Origin of the sequence: Youxingia wuxianensis (assembly GCF_014385085.1) — a bacterium.
Taxonomy (GTDB): domain Bacteria; phylum Bacillota; class Clostridia; order Oscillospirales; family Ruminococcaceae; genus Youxingia; species Youxingia wuxianensis.
The window spans coordinates 130,782-147,492 of the sequence record NZ_JACRTD010000004.1; the positions used below are offsets into that span (position 1 = coordinate 130,782).

At 49.6% G+C, this 16,711-nt stretch carries 19 protein-coding genes; 13 read left to right on the forward strand and 6 right to left on the reverse strand.

Features of this window, described 5'->3' with window-relative positions; translation table 11 throughout:
* Positions 1-10 precede the first annotated feature (10 nt).
* The 11 genes from H8705_RS06735 (at position 11) to H8705_RS06785 (ending at position 9,279) form a co-directional block, all read left to right on the forward strand.
* Complete coding sequence (locus H8705_RS06735) at positions 11-1,786, forward strand: adenine deaminase C-terminal domain-containing protein (protein ID WP_262395068.1); 1,776 nt, start codon at positions 11-13, stop codon at positions 1,784-1,786.
* Positions 1,787-1,798: 12 nt separating this feature from the next.
* Entirely contained in the window at positions 1,799-2,482 is a 684-nt protein-coding gene (locus H8705_RS06740; protein WP_262395069.1) for a cyclase family protein, read from the forward strand.
* A gap of 16 nt (positions 2,483-2,498) precedes the next feature.
* Positions 2,499-3,530, forward strand: coding sequence for an alcohol dehydrogenase catalytic domain-containing protein (locus tag H8705_RS06745; protein ID WP_262395070.1), 1,032 nt, complete (start codon positions 2,499-2,501; stop codon positions 3,528-3,530).
* A gap of 21 nt (positions 3,531-3,551) precedes the next feature.
* The gene (locus H8705_RS06750) at positions 3,552-4,310 is read left to right on the forward strand and encodes an SDR family NAD(P)-dependent oxidoreductase (RefSeq protein ID WP_262395071.1); all 759 of its coding nucleotides are present in this window, start codon (positions 3,552-3,554) and stop codon (positions 4,308-4,310) included.
* 165 nt (positions 4,311-4,475) lie between these two features.
* Positions 4,476-5,582 carry an SIS domain-containing protein gene (locus H8705_RS06755; RefSeq protein ID WP_262395072.1) on the forward strand — a complete coding sequence of 369 codons (1,107 nt, stop codon included), beginning with the start codon at positions 4,476-4,478 and terminating at the stop codon, positions 5,580-5,582.
* Positions 5,579-5,986, forward strand: coding sequence for a PTS sugar transporter subunit IIA (locus tag H8705_RS06760; RefSeq protein WP_262395073.1), 408 nt, complete (start codon positions 5,579-5,581; stop codon positions 5,984-5,986). Before H8705_RS06755 ends, H8705_RS06760 begins: the two co-directional genes overlap by 4 nt.
* 11 nt (positions 5,987-5,997) lie before the next feature.
* Positions 5,998-6,462 (forward strand): PTS sugar transporter subunit IIB, encoded by a 465-nt coding sequence (locus H8705_RS06765; RefSeq protein ID WP_262395074.1) that lies wholly within the window; start codon positions 5,998-6,000, stop codon positions 6,460-6,462.
* Positions 6,463-6,483: 21 nt separating this feature from the next.
* Positions 6,484-7,257: a PTS mannose/fructose/sorbose/N-acetylgalactosamine transporter subunit IIC gene (locus H8705_RS06770; RefSeq protein WP_262395075.1), complete on the forward strand. Its 774-nt coding sequence runs from the start codon at positions 6,484-6,486 to the stop codon at positions 7,255-7,257.
* Positions 7,244-8,047, forward strand: coding sequence for a PTS system mannose/fructose/sorbose family transporter subunit IID (locus H8705_RS06775; protein ID WP_262395076.1), 804 nt, complete (start codon positions 7,244-7,246; stop codon positions 8,045-8,047). The genes H8705_RS06770 and H8705_RS06775 overlap by 14 nt, the downstream gene beginning before the upstream one ends.
* A gap of 16 nt (positions 8,048-8,063) precedes the next feature.
* On the forward strand, positions 8,064-8,552 hold the full coding sequence (locus H8705_RS06780) for a UTRA domain-containing protein (RefSeq protein ID WP_262395077.1): 489 nt from the start codon (positions 8,064-8,066) through the stop codon (positions 8,550-8,552).
* 1 nt (position 8,553) lies between these two features.
* A complete protein-coding gene (locus H8705_RS06785) occupies positions 8,554-9,279 on the forward strand; it encodes a GntR family transcriptional regulator (protein WP_262395078.1) in 726 nt (241 codons plus the stop codon).
* A gap of 142 nt (positions 9,280-9,421) precedes the next feature.
* On the opposite strand, the gene H8705_RS06790 is transcribed toward H8705_RS06785, so the two are convergent.
* The 6 genes from H8705_RS06790 to H8705_RS06815 form a co-directional block, all read right to left on the reverse strand.
* On the reverse strand, positions 9,422-9,949 hold the full coding sequence (locus tag H8705_RS06790; protein ID WP_262395079.1) for a cysteine hydrolase family protein: 528 nt from the start codon (positions 9,947-9,949) through the stop codon (positions 9,422-9,424).
* A gap of 98 nt (positions 9,950-10,047) precedes the next feature.
* The gene (nagA, locus tag H8705_RS06795; RefSeq protein ID WP_262395080.1) at positions 10,048-11,166 is read right to left on the reverse strand and encodes an N-acetylglucosamine-6-phosphate deacetylase; all 1,119 of its coding nucleotides are present in this window, start codon (positions 11,164-11,166) and stop codon (positions 10,048-10,050) included.
* A gap of 17 nt (positions 11,167-11,183) precedes the next feature.
* Positions 11,184-11,909 carry a glucosamine-6-phosphate deaminase gene (nagB, locus tag H8705_RS06800; protein ID WP_262395081.1) on the reverse strand — a complete coding sequence of 242 codons (726 nt, stop codon included), beginning with the start codon at positions 11,907-11,909 and terminating at the stop codon, positions 11,184-11,186.
* Between the two features lie 36 nt (positions 11,910-11,945).
* Positions 11,946-12,803, reverse strand: a complete 858-nt coding sequence (locus H8705_RS06805; protein WP_262395082.1) for a MurR/RpiR family transcriptional regulator — start codon at positions 12,801-12,803, stop codon at positions 11,946-11,948.
* A 6-nt stretch (positions 12,804-12,809) separates the two neighbouring features.
* A complete protein-coding gene (locus H8705_RS06810) occupies positions 12,810-13,697 on the reverse strand; it encodes an ROK family protein (RefSeq protein WP_262395083.1) in 888 nt (295 codons plus the stop codon).
* Between the two features lie 6 nt (positions 13,698-13,703).
* On the reverse strand, positions 13,704-14,462 hold the full coding sequence (locus H8705_RS06815; RefSeq protein WP_262395084.1) for an N-acetylmannosamine-6-phosphate 2-epimerase: 759 nt from the start codon (positions 14,460-14,462) through the stop codon (positions 13,704-13,706).
* Between the two features lie 196 nt (positions 14,463-14,658).
* Between H8705_RS06815 and murQ the strand changes: the two genes are divergently transcribed.
* Together murQ and H8705_RS06825 are read left to right on the forward strand one after the other, a co-directional pair.
* Positions 14,659-15,564, forward strand: a complete 906-nt coding sequence (murQ, locus tag H8705_RS06820; protein ID WP_262395085.1) for an N-acetylmuramic acid 6-phosphate etherase — start codon at positions 14,659-14,661, stop codon at positions 15,562-15,564.
* 27 nt (positions 15,565-15,591) lie between these two features.
* Positions 15,592-16,710, forward strand: a complete 1,119-nt coding sequence (locus tag H8705_RS06825; RefSeq protein WP_262395086.1) for an ABC transporter ATP-binding protein — start codon at positions 15,592-15,594, stop codon at positions 16,708-16,710.
* The last annotated feature ends 1 nt before the right edge of the window (position 16,711 follow it).

The window sequence follows — 16,711 nt, forward strand, 5'->3', positions numbered from 1 at the left end:
AGGGGTAAAAATGAAAAAAGCAACGCCGGCGCAGAAATTACTGCTGGCAAAAACCGCCTTAGGAGAAGTAAAAGCAGACAAGGTCTTTTTAGGGGGAACGTTAATTAATGTTCACACCCTGGAAACTTACCCTGCAGACATCGCTGTCAAGGAGGGGCGTATCGCCTATATCGGGGATGTTTCCCATACCATCGGCCCAAATACTCAGCAGATTGACGTTTCAGGAAAGTATCTTTCTCCCGGGATGATTGACTGCCATTTACATACCGGCGGCAGTCATTTGAGTATGACGGAATGGGGAAAATTAGCCTTGATCCACGGCGGATGCTGTGTTGCCACTGATATGTATGAGATCGGGGTGGTGTGCGGAATTCCTGGTATCCGTTTTTTTGTGGAGGAATTGAAAGCCACCGGTCTGCGTCCGCTGTTTGTCATCCCCATGCCCGCTTTTCACCAGAACGAACTGTTTGAAAATCTTGGCACTTTCACCGAAAGCGATGCCATGGAAGCTCTGCATTGGGAAGATTGCTACGGCATCAACGAGTTAAATCTCAGCAAGATTGTTTCAGGCGATGCAGCGGTGATGCGTATTGTGGACGAATGTCACCGGCTGGGAAAAACCATCGTGGGCCACGCTTCCGAAATGCGGGACAAACGCCTGCAGGCAGCCATGAATTATGTGGGTCTTACCGGAGATCATGAATGTGTCCATTGGGAGGACGCCGTGGAAAAGGCGCGCCTGGGAATGAGTATCCAGGTGCGGGACGGTTCGGTAGGCTCGGATATTGACGCTTTAATCGGTACACAGCCCCAGCAGCTGAACTTACTGGGGGATTGGGCGTTTTCCAGTGATGAAAACGATCCTACCCGGATGTATCAGAAGGGATATATGGATGAAAAAGTCCGTCACGCCATCCAAATGGGGGCGCCGGCCCTTGCCGTTTACCGGGCGGCCACTTTAAATGCGGCGCGTTTTTTCCGCCTGGACGATCAGGTGGGAAGCATCGCCCCAGGAAAATATGCGGATATTCTTGTCATTGACGATTTGGAAAAAGCATCTATCCATTCCGTTTATATGAATGGCGAGCTGCTGGCCCAGGAGGGACGATATTTAAGGGAACTCTCCCAGCCGGATTATCCCGCTTTTTTAAAGAACACTGTCCATTTGGAACCGTTAAGCGCCGGGGATTTCTCTATTCCCGCGCCACAAAAAGAAAAAGTAACCGTCCGGGTAATCGGGCTCAATGACGGTTCCCTCTTTTCTACTCCTATGGAAGAAGAATTTCAGGTGAAAAACGGCCAGCTGTATTCGGATACGGTGCGTGATTTCCTTAAAATATTTACTTTTGACCGGCACCAGCGCACTGGAAAAACCGGCTGTGGATTTATCCATGGACTGGGGCTGAAAGCTGGAGCTATCGCCAGTTGTTACAACCCATGCAGTGAAAACCTCAATGTGGTGGGAACAAATGAGCAGGATATGGCCATCGCCGCCAACTATCTGATTGAAAAGGGCGGCGGATTTGTAGCGGTGAAGGATGGGCAGATACTGCATGCCCTGGATCTGCCGTTGGCCGGGTTGTTTTCCCAGCGTCCTTATGAACAGGTATCCGCCGATCTGATCAGTGTATACAAAGCAATCGAAACGTTAGGCTGTCCCATTAAAAGCCCCTTCCATCAGCTGGCCTTTATGGTTTATCCAGGACACTTCGGTACCTACAAGCTATGTACCTGGGGACTGGTGGACATGGAGAAAAATGCGGTTGTAGATCTGATTGTGAAGTAAGGAGGAGTACCTATGCTGAAAGGCTATACCCAAATAATCGACCTGACCCTTCCCATTACCAGCGGTATGTCTGTTCCTCCTGGAAATCGAAAAACCCTGCCGCCAGTAGAATTTCGGCTGTATAAAGACGCAAAAAGAGACGGCATTCAGGTGGGGTTTTACCAGTCAGGTATACATGCAGGCACCCATCTGGATGCGCCCCGGCATATTGTTCCCGGGGGAAAAACCATCGATCAGCTGCCTTTGGACCAGTTTTTGGGAAAAGGCTGGTGTATTGACTGCAGCATGGTGCAGCCCAACCAGCCGGTCACCGCTGAAATGTTGGAACCTGCAAAGAAATATATGCGTTCAGGGATGATGGTATTTCTTTATACCGGTTGGAGCGACAAAATGTTTGGCACTGACCAATATTGGACCGATTCCCCTTATTTAGGGGAGGATGCGGCCCAATGGCTTGTTGACCAGGGGGCAAAAATTGCCGGGTTCGATTTTTTCCAGGAGATCGGGGCCAAATCCCCGGTCCTCAACCCCGAAACCTTCCAGGTGCATAAGATTCTTCTGGAAAACGGGTGTCTGAATATCGAACATCTTACCAACCTGAGCGGGCTGGTTGGGAAAGAATTTGACGTTATCGCCTTGCCTCTAAAGCTCATCGGCGCGGAAGGTTCCCCTACCCGGGTGCTGGCGCTGAGATGAGGAAAGGAATAAAATTATGCTGCAGAAAACCATGAAAGCCGCCATCTTGAAAGAATTTCATTCAGACCTTATAATAGAAACTGTTCCTATTCCCTCTCCTGGCCACGGCGAAGTTTTGGTCCGGGTGAAGGCCAGCGGGCTGTGCGCTTCCGACCTTCATATTCAGGACGGGATGCTCCCCACAGTAACGCTCCCCTTTACACCGGGACATGAAATGGCCGGCATTGTGGAAGAATTGGGGGAGGGGGTCACCGGGCTGAGCGTAGGGGAGCATGTGGTGTGCGCGATTGACATTACCTGCGGAGTATGCCGGTTCTGCCGCCGGGGAAAACAAAATCTCTGTAAAAGCTTAGTGCGTATTGGATTTGAGCGAAACGGCTCCCATGAGCAATATTGCGTCGTTCCGGCAGAAAACCTTTTTCCTATCCGCAGGGATATCCCCTTTGCCCAGGCGGCGATTATTCCAGATGCGGTGGTATGTATGTATCATGCCATTAAAAACCAGGGCAAAGTGACTGCCGGCGACCGGGTCCTCTTGTTGGGCGTTGGCGGCCTGGGGCTTCAGGGAGTACAGATTGCCCGGTACTTCGGAGCGCAGGTGTATGCCACCAGCCGCCAGGACAAAAAGCTGGAAATAGCAAAGCAATTCGGCGCCCACGGGGTGATCAATACCCGCACCCAGGATTTAATCGAGGAAATCTCCCGGCTTACCCAGGGGGAAATGTGCGATGTTATCTTTGATAATATCGGAATCCAAACTTCCATTGAAACCTGTCTGTCGGTGCTTCGCCCCGGGGGAAAGATTGTGGTGGTAGGATATAATGACTCCCAATTCACAGCTTCCTACCAGGATTTGGTTATCCGGGAAAAAGAAATTATTGGCATTCGGGGAAGCACCCGTCAGGATTTGGCGGAGGCTATTCGTCTGGTGGAAGATGGGATTGTTACCCCCTATGTTTCCAATACCTTCTCCCTGGAGGAAATTAATGCGGGTCTCCACTGCCTGCGCCGAGGAGAAAGTTTTGGCCGTACAGTGGTATTAATGTAATCTTTGGAAGGAAGGTTCGACATGGATTTTAAAGAGCAGGTTGTAGTGATTACCGGCGCAGGGGCGGGGATTGGAAGAGTGGCTGCCGCCAAATTCGGCGCGGCCGGGGCAAAGGTGGTACTCAATTCTCTGTCAGAGCAGCATGCCCTTGCCGCTTGCCTGTCTGTAAAGGAAACCGGGGCCGAGTGCGTTTCCCATTTTGGGGATGTTTCTCAGTCTCATTCCGCCAAAGAACTTATTGAAACGGCGCTTTCCCATTTTGGACGGATTGACGTACTGGTTAATAATGCAGGGATTGTTCCCTCCGGCAATGTGGAGGAAACCTCCTTGGAGGAGTGGGAACGGTGTATGGGCGTAAATGTGCGCAGCGTGTTTCTGCTGTGCCGCTATGTCCTTCCCCATATGCGAAAACAAGGGGGCGGCGTAATTGTAAATAATGCTTCCGTCGCGGCGGTCAAGGGCCTTATTAACCGCGCGGCTTATTCCGCTTCCAAGGGAGCGGTCCTTTCCCTGACCCGGGCGATGGCCTCCGACTATGTAAAGGACAATGTACGGGTGAACTGCGTCTGCCCTGGGACTACTCTTACCCCTTCCTTGGAAGAGCGGATTTCTTCCTCCCCGGACCCTAAGGCGGCGTATGCCGCGTTTACTGCCCGACAGCCTTTGGGACGGCTGGGTACGCCGGAGGAAATCGCCCAGGCCATTCTGTTTGCGGCCAGTCGGGAAAATTCTTTCATGACTGGGGCCAACATTATCGTGGACGGCGGACTGTCCGTGTAAAAACTGTAATATTTACTATGTGGGAGCCTTCCTTTTTGGGAAGGTTCCCTTTTTTGTCCTTTTTCTCTTGACAAAGGAGTCCCCTCCTTTTATCCTAAAACTAGAAACAAGTGGTTCATAAATAAACCACTTTAAGTCAAATCATGTGGAAAGGACGTCTTATCTATGGAAAAGCCAACCGTATTCGGTTATATCTGCGACCAGCCACGGGCGCTGCGTGAGTGCTTTGCCCACAGAGAACAGTTCTGCGCGCCTTTTGCTGAGATATTTAAAAAGCATCCCATTAAAAAAGTGTATCTTCTCGGTTCCGGCACCTCGTATAATGCGTCTTTGGTAGGAAAGACCTACTTCAGTGAACTTCTGGGGGTGGAGGTGGAGGTTTGCATTCCTACGGTATTTACTAACTATGTAAAGGTAAATATCAATGGCATCTATAAGAAGGATGAAATTTTGATTGTCGCTATCTCCCAGACCGGCACCAGCATCTCCACCATCAACGCCCTGAAAAAAGCCTATGAAGAAGGTTGGCAGACTGCGGTACTGACAGAGGATTTAAATAGCCCGATCACCCGCTATGCCCGGCAGATAATTCGTCTTTTGTGCGGGGAAGAGGATGTCATGGTAGAAACCAAAGGATATACTGTCACAGTACTTACTTTATATTTATGGGCGCTGGAAACGGCCCGTGCTTTGGCCAAGCTGGAAAAGGATTCGTATGAAAAACTCCTTTGCCAGCTGCAGGACGTTCTGGCGCAGATGCCAAAAATCGTGGAAAGCAGCATTGCGTGGTATGAAAAACACAAGCAAGAAATGCTTTCCATGGAGTTGGGTGTGGTCGCCGGTTACGGCATCAATCATGCCACTGCCATAGAAGCGGCGTTAAAGGTGGGGGAAACTTTCCGCCGTCCGTTCCAGGCCTACGAGCTGGAGGAGTTTATGCACGGCCCGGATATGGCTTTAAACAACCGGGAATTTATTTATCTGATCTGTTCGGATGAGCGGGAAAAAGAGCGGATGCTTCAGTTTCGGGAGTTCTTTTTGACAGTTACATCCCATGTGTTTGTCATCACCTCGGAGGAGGGGCCTTGGGGGGAAAAAGATCTCCTTCTCCCCTGTAAAACCAGCAAAAATCTCTCCGTCCTGTTTTATTCTGTCCCTCTGCAGGTGTTGGCGGCCCTTTCTTCCCGGGATTCCGGGATCGATACTGCGGTTTATCCCTTTGAAAGCAACGACCTGGCCCACTGCGCCAGCAATCAGGAGGAAAAAGGATGAAAACGATTATACTGCTGTCTCACGGAGAACTGGCAAAAGGTATGGCCGATACTGCCCAGATGATTATGGGCAAACAGAAAAACCTTTATGCCATCAGCGCCTACACAGAAGAAAACGTGAATTTCCCCGCAATGGTAAAAAAACTTATCCAATCCTCCCCAGGAGAAACCGTTCTTGTCACCGACCTGATGGGAGGCAGCGTGAACAATCAAATGATAGAGCTGGCAGCACAAACAGGCGCCCATTTGATCAGCGGCATGAATCTGACGCTGGTTCTCAGCCTGCTTAACGACGACCCTTCCCTTTCCACCAGCCAATGGATCGAGCTGGCTCTCAGCGACGCTAAAAACGGGATTGTTTACTGCAGCCGGCTGTCTCAGCCGGTCCAGGACGACGACTTTTAGGAGGAGTAGGTATGATAAAACTAGTAAGAGTGGATTACCGCCTGCTGCACGGACAGGTGGTATTTGCCTGGACAAATTTTGTAGGGGCAGACTGTATTTTAATCGCCTGTGACGAGGTTGCCCAAAATGAAAACCGTAAATCAGCCCTGCGTCTGGCTAGGCCCGCTTCCTGTAAGTTGGTATTTAAATCTGTGGCGCAGGCGGTACAAGCCATCAACTCCGGCGTTACGGATAAATATAAGCTGCTTATACTGGTGGAAACCATCGGTGACGCCAGAAAGTTATGTGAAGGTTGTCCTTCTATCCGGACGGTCAACCTGGGGCTTTCCAAGCAACGGGAGGGAACCCGGGAAATTGGAAAGGCGGTGTACGCCACACCCCAGGAGGAGGAAGATTTAAAAGCGCTGTCTCAGTCCGGGGTGGTGTTGGAGATAAAGCAAGCCCCCAACGACAAAGGGGAAAAACTCGGCGACTGATAAAAGGAAAGGAGTTTTAAAATGCTTATAAAAGTGGGGCTGCTTTTCCTTGTAGCCTTCCTCGCTTATATGCAGGATTTTTTAGGAACTACCTTTATCGGCAGACCGCTGGTGAGCGGCTGGATAACAGGACTGGTATTAGGGGCGCCTTTGCAAGGGCTGGTGATGGGGGCGGTATTGGAACTGGTATGGATGGGCCTGATGGAAATTGGCGCGGCGATCTCTTTGGATATTGTGGCCGGAGGGATTTTGGGAATCGCCTTGGCTGTATGGGCTGATGGAAATATCGGCTTTGCTCTGCTGTTCGCTCTGCCTGCTTCCATTTTAGGGGGAATCCTAGAAAACTTTTTCTATTCCAAAATCAATTCCGCTTATTGCCGCCGCGCGAAGGAGTACATCGATCGGGGCCAGCTGGACAAAGGCGCCCGGATGCATATTGCCGCCAGCCTTTTTCATCCTTTGGCAGGCGCGGCAATGGTTGCTCTTTTGTTCGGCATGTGCGCAGGCTGGGCGCAAAACTTGGCCTCCTTCCTGCCTCCGACTTTCTTACATGGGCTGTCGGTAGCGGCGATGCTGCTTCCAGCAGTAGGCTTTGCGACCCTGCTAGGTATGATGCTTAACAAAAAAACCGTGCCCTTTTTCTTTTTAGGATTTATTCTGGCGGCGGCCTTGGGACTGTCTATGACCGCTATTGTGATGATTGGATGTATCGCCGGGGGGATAATGTTTATTCTTCTTTCGGAAATCCATCAAAATACATCTGGAAAGGAGGCGCCGGCGGATGAGGACTTCTGAGGGAAAAATAACGAAAAAAGATCTGCGCGGTCTGTTTTTGCGCTCACTGCCTATGGAAGCGTCCTTTTCTTATGAAAGTATGATGTCTATGGCGTATGCTTATTGTATGAAACCAATTATTACAAAGCTGTATGACGACCCCGAAAAACAAAAGGACGCTATGCAAAGGCATATCGAATTTTTTAACTGTACCAGCGCCTGTACCCCTTTTATTTTGGGGGCCAGCGCCGCCATGGAAGAACAAAACGCTATGGATCCGCAGTATGATACTGGCGCGATTAATCAGGTGAAGTCTGATTTGATGGGGCCGCTGGCCAGCTTAGGGGATACGATTTTTTGGGGTGTGCTGCGTATGGCGGCGGCTGGGATCGGCATTTCCTTGGCCTTACAGGGCAGCTATTTGGGGCCGGTTCTTTTTGTGCTGCTGTTTAATGTGCCGAATTTTCTATTCCGGTATTTTGGAGCCGTATTGGGATATGAAAAAGGGCCTTCCCTTATTCGGGAACTGAGCCAGTCTGGGGTAGTGGAACGGCTGACCTGGGCACTAAATATTTTAGGGCTGGTAATTATCGGCGGTATGACCGCCTTTATGGTGCGTGTCCAAACGCCCTTGACCATTGCAGGCGTCTCGGTTCAAGCAGGTTTGGATCATGTTTTGCCCGGACTTGCTGCGTTGCTATTTACCCTGTTGTTATACTGGCTGATGAAAAAAAATGTAAGTTCTAACTGGCTGATCGCCGGATGTCTCCTGCTGGGGGTAGCCGCAGGAATGTGCGGTATTCTTGCTTGAGACGGAGGAAAGTGAAATGTCTATCATACGTACCGACCAGCAGTTCCCTTTTTTATCCCAACTGGCCGGCAGGCAGAGGACACATAGCCGTACTCTGCATTTGGAAATGATCGAATCCAATCGGGAAATCAGCCAGTTTCTCAAGCTTCCTATTGCTACGCCGGTATATTACCTGCGGTGCTTGTGCCTATTGGATGAGGTTCCTTCGGTGTTGGAAAGATGTTGGATCGTCCAAAAACTGGCGCCTGGTTTTGCCGCCCGTTATAACCAAGAGAGCAGTGACGTGTGCGATCTGCTCAAACACGCGTACTCTTTTTCATTTTTCCACGGGGAAGAAGAAATTTCCATTGTCGCGCCTTCTCCAGAGGAGCAGGTTCTTTTGCCTTCCCAGGAATATGTGCGTATGCAGGGCGTTCTGCTTGTAAATGAAACAACACCTGTCGTTTATTACGATCATTTGGCTCTGCCGGAGCTATATGTATTCAGCGCTAGGGAGGGAGGGTAACATGGTTGATTATCATTCCCCCATGTATTTGCAGCTGCGGGAAACTATCCTGGAAAAAATAAAATCCGGCGTCTATCTTCCAGGTCAAGCTATTCCTTCTGAACGGGAAATGGCCTCTTTCTATGGGGTAAACCGAATGACGGTAAAACATGCGGTCTCCACCTTAGTAGAGGAAGGACTGTTATATCGAATACATGGGAGCGGCACCTTTGTCAAAGCCGTCCCCGGCAAAATTGACGTAGGAGCCGGCGGATTCGGCGGGCTTAGCATTGGTATCCGCGCAGCCGGTATGATCCCCCAAAGCAAGGTGCTTTATCTTCATCGCCAACCGGCTTCCCCTGAGATTGCCGCTCTTTTTTCTTGCGATCCCCAAGAGATGTTTTATCATCTTGGCCGAGTGCGTCAAGCAGACAGCCATCCTTTTTCAGTCCAATACGCTGTTTTTCCAGCGGCCTATTTCCCCGGCGCGTTAGAGATTGATTTCTCCAAAGCATCCCTGTATGAATTTATGGGGCAGATGGGCCGCGCTCCGGTTGCTTTTAAAGACAGCGTTCAGGCGGTGGCCGCTTGTCCAAAGCTAGCGAAGCTGTTGGAACTTTCCCCCGGCCAGATCGTTTTTCAGTGCGATTATCTCAGTTATGACAAAGATAATTGCCTTGTGGAACAAAACCGCTCCTTTTTTCGGCCGGACAAAGTAACCTTTAAGCTCCATCTTCATATAGAATAAAAAAGGCCAGCGGCAAAACGTTGTTTTGCCGCTGGCCTTTTTAGCCACGCCTGGCTAATCGAAGTTTTGCCCCCGCCGCAGGCGGGAAACGCTTTGCGTTTTAAGGCGCTAGCTGAAAAATGAGCCTTGTAAATAGGAATTTTTAGGCCGTTTTTATTTCAATCTGGCAGACCCGCATCGCTTCCAACGCATTTTCATGGCTTTGAGGAGTCACTCCTGCGCAGCATGCGGCGTCTACAGAAACCTTTACCTCAGGCAGAAACGCTTTGATCAAAAGAGCGTTGGAAATAACACAAATATCTGTACAAAGACCAACCAGTTCTACCTCTTCTATCTCAGGAAGAGAAGCGATTTTCTGCGCCAGTTCTACGCTTCCAAACGTGGGTTTATCGATTACCGGCGTATCCTCTCCCAAAGCAGCGGCAACTCTCTTTTCAATCTGCCAGCCTGCTGTTTGGCGAATACAATGTTCCACCGGAAGCCGCTCGCCTTCCTGGGTGGAAAGATAGTCGTTCTCATGGGTGTCCCGGGTAGCCATTAAATAAACGCGGCCCTTATTGCTTTTGATCTTATTCACCACCCGCTCAACGATCTGCGAAGCTTCTTTTGTGCCAAGACTTCCATCAATAAAGTCGTTTTGCATATCTATTACAATCAGCGCTTTTTTCATTTTACGACCTCCTTTTTCTTTTTATTATAGCATATTCTTTATTCCTCGCAAGAAAGTCCGGCCGCATATAAAAAATGCGGCCGGACTTTTCTTTCTCATCAAGTCAGCTTCTGCCCATGCAGCAACACCTGTTTTAAATTGAGCTGTTCATCCATCAGCAGCAGATTCGCATATTTTCCGGGACAAATACTGCCGTAGCTATCAAAAATCCCTATGGCCTTGGCCGGATTTACTGCCGCGCATTTAACAGCGCTTGCTAAAGATATCCCTATTTCTTTTACGGCGGTGCGCACACAGTCCAACAGGTTCGTGGAGGACCCCGCCAGAGTTCCATCTGCAAGGGTGCACCGTTTTCCCTTTACCTGTACCGCCTGCTTTCCAAGCTGATATTCTCCATCCGGCATCCCTGTAGCCATTGTACTGTCGCTGATAAAAATTATCCTCTCGTCCCCGAACATCTTCAGCGTCGCGCGCACCACACTGGGATGAATATGTATCCCGTCGCAGATAAGTTCCGCCCGACAGCCAGGACTGTCAAAAGCCGCCCCCACAACTCCCGGAGCCCGGTGGGAGAAAGCGGGCATGGCGTTATATAAATGAGTTGCCTGCTTTGCTCCCCGAAAAAACGCTTCCCTCGCAGTTTCATAGTCCGCCGTGGTATGGGCCACGGACAAAGTTATTTCTTTTTCTAACTCTTGGATCAGCTCCAAGGCGTTCTCCAATTCCGGCGCGATTGCCATCAACCGTACCAGTCCCCCTGCCGCCTCCTGCAAACGATAAAAAAACGCCAGATCCGGCTTTTGTAAGAATGCTGGATTTTGAGCGCCCCTCTTTTCATAAGAAAGGAACGGCCCTTCCAGATGTATCCCCACAAGGTCTGCGCCTTTTATAGGACGGTAAGCAGCGCCGGTCCTGCAAATATGAAGTAAACTTTCTTCATCCAAGGTCATCGTGGCCGGACAGATTGAAGTGACTCCATTCATCGCCTCATATCTGGCGATTTTCTCGATTGCCTGCTGGGTACCATCGCAGAAATCCACTCCCACACAACCGTGAAAATGAATATCTGTCAGCCCGGGAATCGCATAACACCCTTCCCCATCAACGATTTCTTCGCCCGCTTGCGGGCAGGCGGCAAATCGTCCGTCACGGATAAAGATTTCTTTCTCCTCAAAATAGCCGTCCTCATGAAACGTCTGTACATTGGTAATCCTCATCCTCTGTGACCTCCCTGTTATATTTCGGAAAGCGCAGCTTGGTCCCCCAGCAAAATAACATCTTTATGAAGCTGTAAAATAGAAGCGGGCACCCAGGGGGTGACTGGTCCAAAAAACGCCTCTTTTACCATCGGCGCTTTGTCTTTTCCGCTGACAAGCAGCAAAACTTGTCTGGCCTGCATAATAGGCGCCATACCTACGGTAAGCGCCTGGCGGGGAACCTCTTCTTTGTCAGAGAAAAAACGCCTATTGGCTTCAATGGTGCTCTGACTTAAGGCAACACAGTGAGTCCCTTTCATAAACGTTTCCCCCGGTTCGTTAAAACCAATATGTCCATTTCGTCCCAGGCCCAGCAGTTGCAGGTCAATCCCGCCCAATGAGTCGATCAGCCGGTCGTACCGCAGACATTCCTCCTTGACATCCTGCGCCTGCGGGTTTGGGATATGACAGTTTTCCGGAAGGATGTTCACAAAGTCGAACAAATGCCGACGCATAAAATATGCGTAGCTTTGCTGGTCATCTGGGGATAGGCCTTGGTATTCATCCAGATTAACCGCTCTGATTCTGGAGAAGCTTACCTTGTTCTCCTGATATCGTGAGACCAATTCCTGGTAGGCGCCTATAGGGGTGGAACCAGTAGCCAGTCCTAAAACCGAGCTGGGCTTAAGAGTGATCTGGGCACATAGAATATCCGCCGCTTTCCGGCTCATTTCCAAATAATTTTCCGCCAGGATAATTTTCAAGCCAAAGATTCCTCCTTTTCCCGCCAAACGGTTGGGTTACAGCATCTTTTCTGAAATAGACCCTGCCGTTTTTTCCATATTGCGAGTACACTGGTCGTAATTTCGTTTAATATATTCACTGCAAACAACATCCAATACAAACAACTGGGAAATCTTCGCTCCCAGGGAACCTCCATGAAGCGGCCCCTCGTTTGAGCCGCAGGGAAGGATCACATCGCACTGGTCCGCCAGCGGAGAATTGGGATATCTTGTGACGCAAATAGATTTGCAGCGGTTATTTTTTGCGTTTCGGGCAATATTGATCATATCCTTGGTGGCGCCGGAATAGGAAAACATAATCGCCAGATCCGCCGGTGTCAACAAAGTCGAGGACATGGTCTGCATATGCAGATCGGAAACATAAATCACATTGGGGAGTATCCGTAAAAATTTGCACTGCACCGCATAAGCCACCGCGCCGGAGGAGCCAATACCGAAAAGATAAATATTTCTGGCAGTCTTGATCATTTCCACCGCCTGCTCGATCATCTGGTCAGTGAGCAGGGCGCAGGTTTCGTTGAGCACCGCGATATTTTGCGCCAACGTTTTTTTCTTGACGCAATCTACGCTGTCATAAAGCTCGATCTTTTCTCCCAATACATAATTGGTGGAGTTTTGGCTGGCGGAGCTTTGCGCTAAAAGCATCTTAAATTCCTGATATCCGGACAGTTTTAGTGTCCGGCAAAAACGGAAAATCGTCGTATCCGCCACGCCTACCAAATCTGCCAGATCAGAAATGGAGGTATACAGAATATTATTGGCATTGGCAAGGACATAGTCCGCTACCTTTCGTTCCGCTTTGGTAAAACGTCCATAATTTTGATCAATTAAGTCGTACATATTATTTGCATCCATAAATCATCAGCCTTCTGTTAAAAGTTTTTCTGTCAGGTATCTCGCACCCATCAATCCCGCTCGATTTCCAAGCTGGGCCGGGATAATCTGTACCTCTTGATAGCAAGGGATAAGCCTATCATATAACTCTTTTTTCAGGTAGTCAATGATATAGTCCTCATTCATGATGCCTCCCCCTAAAACAATACACGAAGGATTTAATATATGTATGATCGAAAAAAGGCCGCAGACGATCTCTTCCATCCATTCCCTGACAGTTTCTTGTATTTCTTGTTCTCCTTGATAGAAAGCGGTGAAAATTTCTCTGCCGTTCAGCCGTCTGCCGGTGGTTTCCTGTACCGCCTGTACCAGAGCGCTGGTGGAAGCATAGGCTTCCAGGCATCCCCGGTTGCCGCAGGAACATAATCTTCCCCCTTTATGGGTGATCATGTGCCCAAAGCTTCCGACAGGCAGCCCGCCCTGGGTTATCAGCTTTCCTTCGTGTATGAGGGCGCCCCCTATTCCTGTACCGAAGGTCATACATAAAAAGCTGGGATTTTCTCTCCCCCGCCCGTAAGCAGCTTCTCCCAAGGCCGCCGCACACACGTCGTTTTCCACCGCCACGGGAACGCCGAATTTTTCCTGCAGAATTTTTTTGATATTCATTCCTGTATAGTTTGGAAGGTTTTCATTGGCGTACAGAATATATCCATCCTTCACCAGTCCCGCTGTGCTGACTCCAATCCCATCAAAGGGGGCTAATTTCTCTAAGAGCCCTATAGCCCGGTCAATGACATGAGGACCTCCCTTTTTCCCCTCGGTGGGATACTCCTCGCAGGCCTCAATCGGTTTTTCATCTTGAGCGGCAGCAAATTTAATATAGGTGCCTCCGATATCCAAAAGAGCAATCTTCAAACTCTTTCACCCTTCCCATGGATTGGTTGGTTCCAGATGCCCCGGCCGGGAGCTTTTTTGATTGTGGCTTTGAATGTATTCTACAAACCGGCCGGTAATATGTATTGGCCGAGTAATCGCCGTACCCACCACTGCGGTGTGGGCGCCTGCGTCATAACAACTTTGCAGCTGTTGGGGGGTCCATATGCCTCCCTCTGCAAAGATAGGAACCGTTACCTGCCGGCTGATTTCCTGGATCATATCTATTCCCGGGAGCGCCGCTCCCTTAGTATACTCAGTATACCCCCGCAGAGTGGTCCCTACACAATCAAATCCCAGCCGCTGGGCATTAAGAGCTTCTTTTGCCGTGGAGCAGTCCGCCATAAAAATTTTCGTTGGATAGCGGCTGCGGATTTCCCCAAAGAACTCCTCCAGCTCCACTCCCCCCGGGCGCGGGCGAAGGGTAGCGTCCAGAGCGATAATATCGCAGCCGCACTGGGCGAGCTGGTCGACCTCCCGCATAGTGGGGGTGATATAAATGGGGCTGTCCTCATAAACTGTTTTTATAAGGCCAATCACCGGCAGGGGCACCGCTTTCATAATGGCCTTAATCTGAGGGATGCTGTTAGCCCTTATTCCCTTAGCGCCTCCCTGCATAGCGCACAGGGCCATTCTCGCCATGGAATCCGGGCTAAAGAAAGGCTCCCCCTCATACGCCTGACAGGAGACAAAGAGGCTTCCTTTTATTTTTTGGAAAAAATTTTCTTTATAGCTGTTTTTTTCCATAGACATCCCCCTTAAAACAAATTTTATATTCCTATTTTATCCCGAAAAAAAGAAAAAGGCAATAGGAAAATTAAAAAAATTTTTTTATTTTTCTATTGACAATTAGTATTTTTGCTATTATTATGAAGATGCAACAGAAAAATATATGTTATTATTGTGCAAATAAAAAAATTTTTTCAATTTTGAGGGACATTTTATGGAGACATCTTTTGGCCGTCTGGCCACGGAACATTCTAATCCAAGCACCAAAAACCTTCATGAGCTTTCCACCATCCAAATGGTCCAACTGATGAACGACTTGGATTCCCAGGTTCCCTTGGCTGTCGCCCGGGCACAGACGCAGATTGCGCAAGCGGTGGACCTGGCGGTAAAGTCCATCTCCCAAGGCGGACGGCTGGTATATATCGGCGCCGGCGCCAGCGGGCGCATGGCTGCTTTGGACGCCGGAGAGTGTCCGGGCACCTTCGGAGTAACGCCAGATACGGTGATCAGCGTGCTCCCCAAAGGCAAGGCCGCCCGCTTTTGTGTAATCGACGATCCGGAGGACAGCGATAGGCAGGCAAGAGAGGATCTGATGGAAATTTCCCTTTTCAAAAAAGATCTAGTGATCGCCCTTGCCGCCAGCGGGCGCACCCCCTACGCTGTAGGGGCCCTGCTGTACGCCAAAGAAGTCGGCTGCAAAACCGTCTCGATTGCCTGCAATGAAAACGCGCCCCTCTCCCAATACGGAGACGTTGCTGTGGAGGTGCTGACCGGTCCGGAACTGCTTACCGGTTCCACCCGGCTGAAAGCCGGCACCGCCCAAAAGCTGATTGTCAATATGATCAGCACTCTGACCATGACAAAATTAGGAAAAGTGTATCAAAATTATATGGTAGACGTAAAAATTACTAACGAAAAGCTGCTTCACCGGGCGTTGCGGATGATCCAGGAGATCACCGGTGTTTGTGAAGAACAGGCGGAAAATTATCTCCAGCAGGCCGGCGGCCATGTAAAAACGGCTCTCGTAATGATTTTAGGCGATTGTTCGCCTATCCAGGCGGCAAAGCGTCTGGAGTTGGCACAGGGGTTTGTGGGAAAGGCGATTGAGACCCATAATTAAATTTGGATGTGAGGCGGGTGGTCTTGTTTGAAAACAAAAATTGAATTTCGCGGCGTAAGCAAATCTTACGGGGAAGTCCAGGTGCTGCATGATCTGAATTTTTCTATTGAGGAAAATGAATTTTTTGTCTTATTCGGACCGGCGGGCGCTGGCAAAACCACGATTATGAAACTGATCGCCGGATTGGAATTTGTCAGCTCCGGCACAATCCTTATCGATGGGAAAGACGCCACCGCCATCGCCCCGGAAAAACGTAAAATACGCATGGCGTTTGAAAATTTTACCCTTTACCCCCATCTGACCGTGTTTGAAAATTTAGCCAGTCCGCTGCGAAACAATAAATATTCCAAGCAGGAGATAAAAAACAGGGTGCAGAAAACAGCTCAAATGCTGGAGATCGACCCTTATTTAAATCGTCTCCCAAAACAGCTCAGCGGCGGCCAAAAACAGCGGGTTTCCCTAGGCAGGGCGCTGGTGATGGAATCCGGCGTATATCTGCTGGATGAACCGCTGGCTCATCTGGACGCCAAATTAAGAAGCGAGCTGCGCTCGGAATTTCAAAATCTGAAAACTTCTCTGCGCAACTCCACCGTAGTCTATGTAACCCATGATTATACGGAAGCCATGTCCCTGGGAGATCGAGTATGCGTAATTGAGGACAAAAAGATTGTACAGATCGATACCCCGCAAAGCATCTATAACAACCCGCGAAATGTTTCGGTAGCCCGGATGTTTGGCCAGCCGGAAATTAATATTCTTCCTATGGAAACCGACCTACATAAAAAGACTGTTTTTAACCAACTGTTTGAAATTCCCCTGGCAGGCACCCCTCTGGAAGCCCATCTGGATCTGTATGGCAAACCGTCTGTTATATTTGGATGCCGTCCCCGGGACTGGGAGTTCAGCCTGGAACACGGATATTTCCAGGACGGCTTTGTACAAGGAGAAGTGGTGGGGTTTGAAATAAAAAATTTCCGCGGAATTATCCTATCCAGATTAGAAAACGGCCAATATATCTCCGTTTCCTGCGACGAATATTCCCCTGTGGCGCCTGGGTCCAGAATTTATCTTAAGCCCAACCCGGCGGCAGGGTACCTCTTTGACGCGGATACTGAGCAAAATGTAAGCTTGGGGAGGGAGATGTAAA

Excerpts from the sequence above, each read along its gene's own strand:
- H8705_RS06755 (WP_262395072.1), top strand. The coding sequence starts at position 4,476 with ATGGAAAAGCCAACCGTATTCGGTTATATCTGCGACCAGCCACGGGCG.
- H8705_RS06760 (WP_262395073.1), top strand. The coding sequence starts at position 5,579 with ATGAAAACGATTATACTGCTGTCTCACGGAGAACTGGCAAAAGGTATG.
- H8705_RS06745 (WP_262395070.1), top strand. The coding sequence starts at position 2,499 with ATGCTGCAGAAAACCATGAAAGCCGCCATCTTGAAAGAATTTCATTCA.
- H8705_RS06815 (WP_262395084.1), bottom strand. The coding sequence starts at position 14,462 with ATGGAAAAAAACAGCTATAAAGAAAATTTTTTCCAAAAAATAAAAGGA.
- H8705_RS06790 (WP_262395079.1), bottom strand. The coding sequence starts at position 9,949 with ATGAAAAAAGCGCTGATTGTAATAGATATGCAAAACGACTTTATTGAT.
- H8705_RS06805 (WP_262395082.1), bottom strand. The coding sequence starts at position 12,803 with ATGGATGCAAATAATATGTACGACTTAATTGATCAAAATTATGGACGT.
- H8705_RS06750 (WP_262395071.1), top strand. The coding sequence starts at position 3,552 with ATGGATTTTAAAGAGCAGGTTGTAGTGATTACCGGCGCAGGGGCGGGG.
- H8705_RS06765 (WP_262395074.1), top strand. The coding sequence starts at position 5,998 with ATGATAAAACTAGTAAGAGTGGATTACCGCCTGCTGCACGGACAGGTG.
- H8705_RS06785 (WP_262395078.1), top strand. The coding sequence starts at position 8,554 with ATGGTTGATTATCATTCCCCCATGTATTTGCAGCTGCGGGAAACTATC.
- nagA (WP_262395080.1), bottom strand. The coding sequence starts at position 11,166 with ATGAGGATTACCAATGTACAGACGTTTCATGAGGACGGCTATTTTGAG.
- H8705_RS06735 (WP_262395068.1), top strand. The coding sequence starts at position 11 with ATGAAAAAAGCAACGCCGGCGCAGAAATTACTGCTGGCAAAAACCGCC.
- H8705_RS06775 (WP_262395076.1), top strand. The coding sequence starts at position 7,244 with ATGAGGACTTCTGAGGGAAAAATAACGAAAAAAGATCTGCGCGGTCTG.
- H8705_RS06780 (WP_262395077.1), top strand. The coding sequence starts at position 8,064 with ATGTCTATCATACGTACCGACCAGCAGTTCCCTTTTTTATCCCAACTG.
- murQ (WP_262395085.1), top strand. The coding sequence starts at position 14,659 with ATGGAGACATCTTTTGGCCGTCTGGCCACGGAACATTCTAATCCAAGC.
- H8705_RS06770 (WP_262395075.1), top strand. The coding sequence starts at position 6,484 with ATGCTTATAAAAGTGGGGCTGCTTTTCCTTGTAGCCTTCCTCGCTTAT.
- H8705_RS06740 (WP_262395069.1), top strand. The coding sequence starts at position 1,799 with ATGCTGAAAGGCTATACCCAAATAATCGACCTGACCCTTCCCATTACC.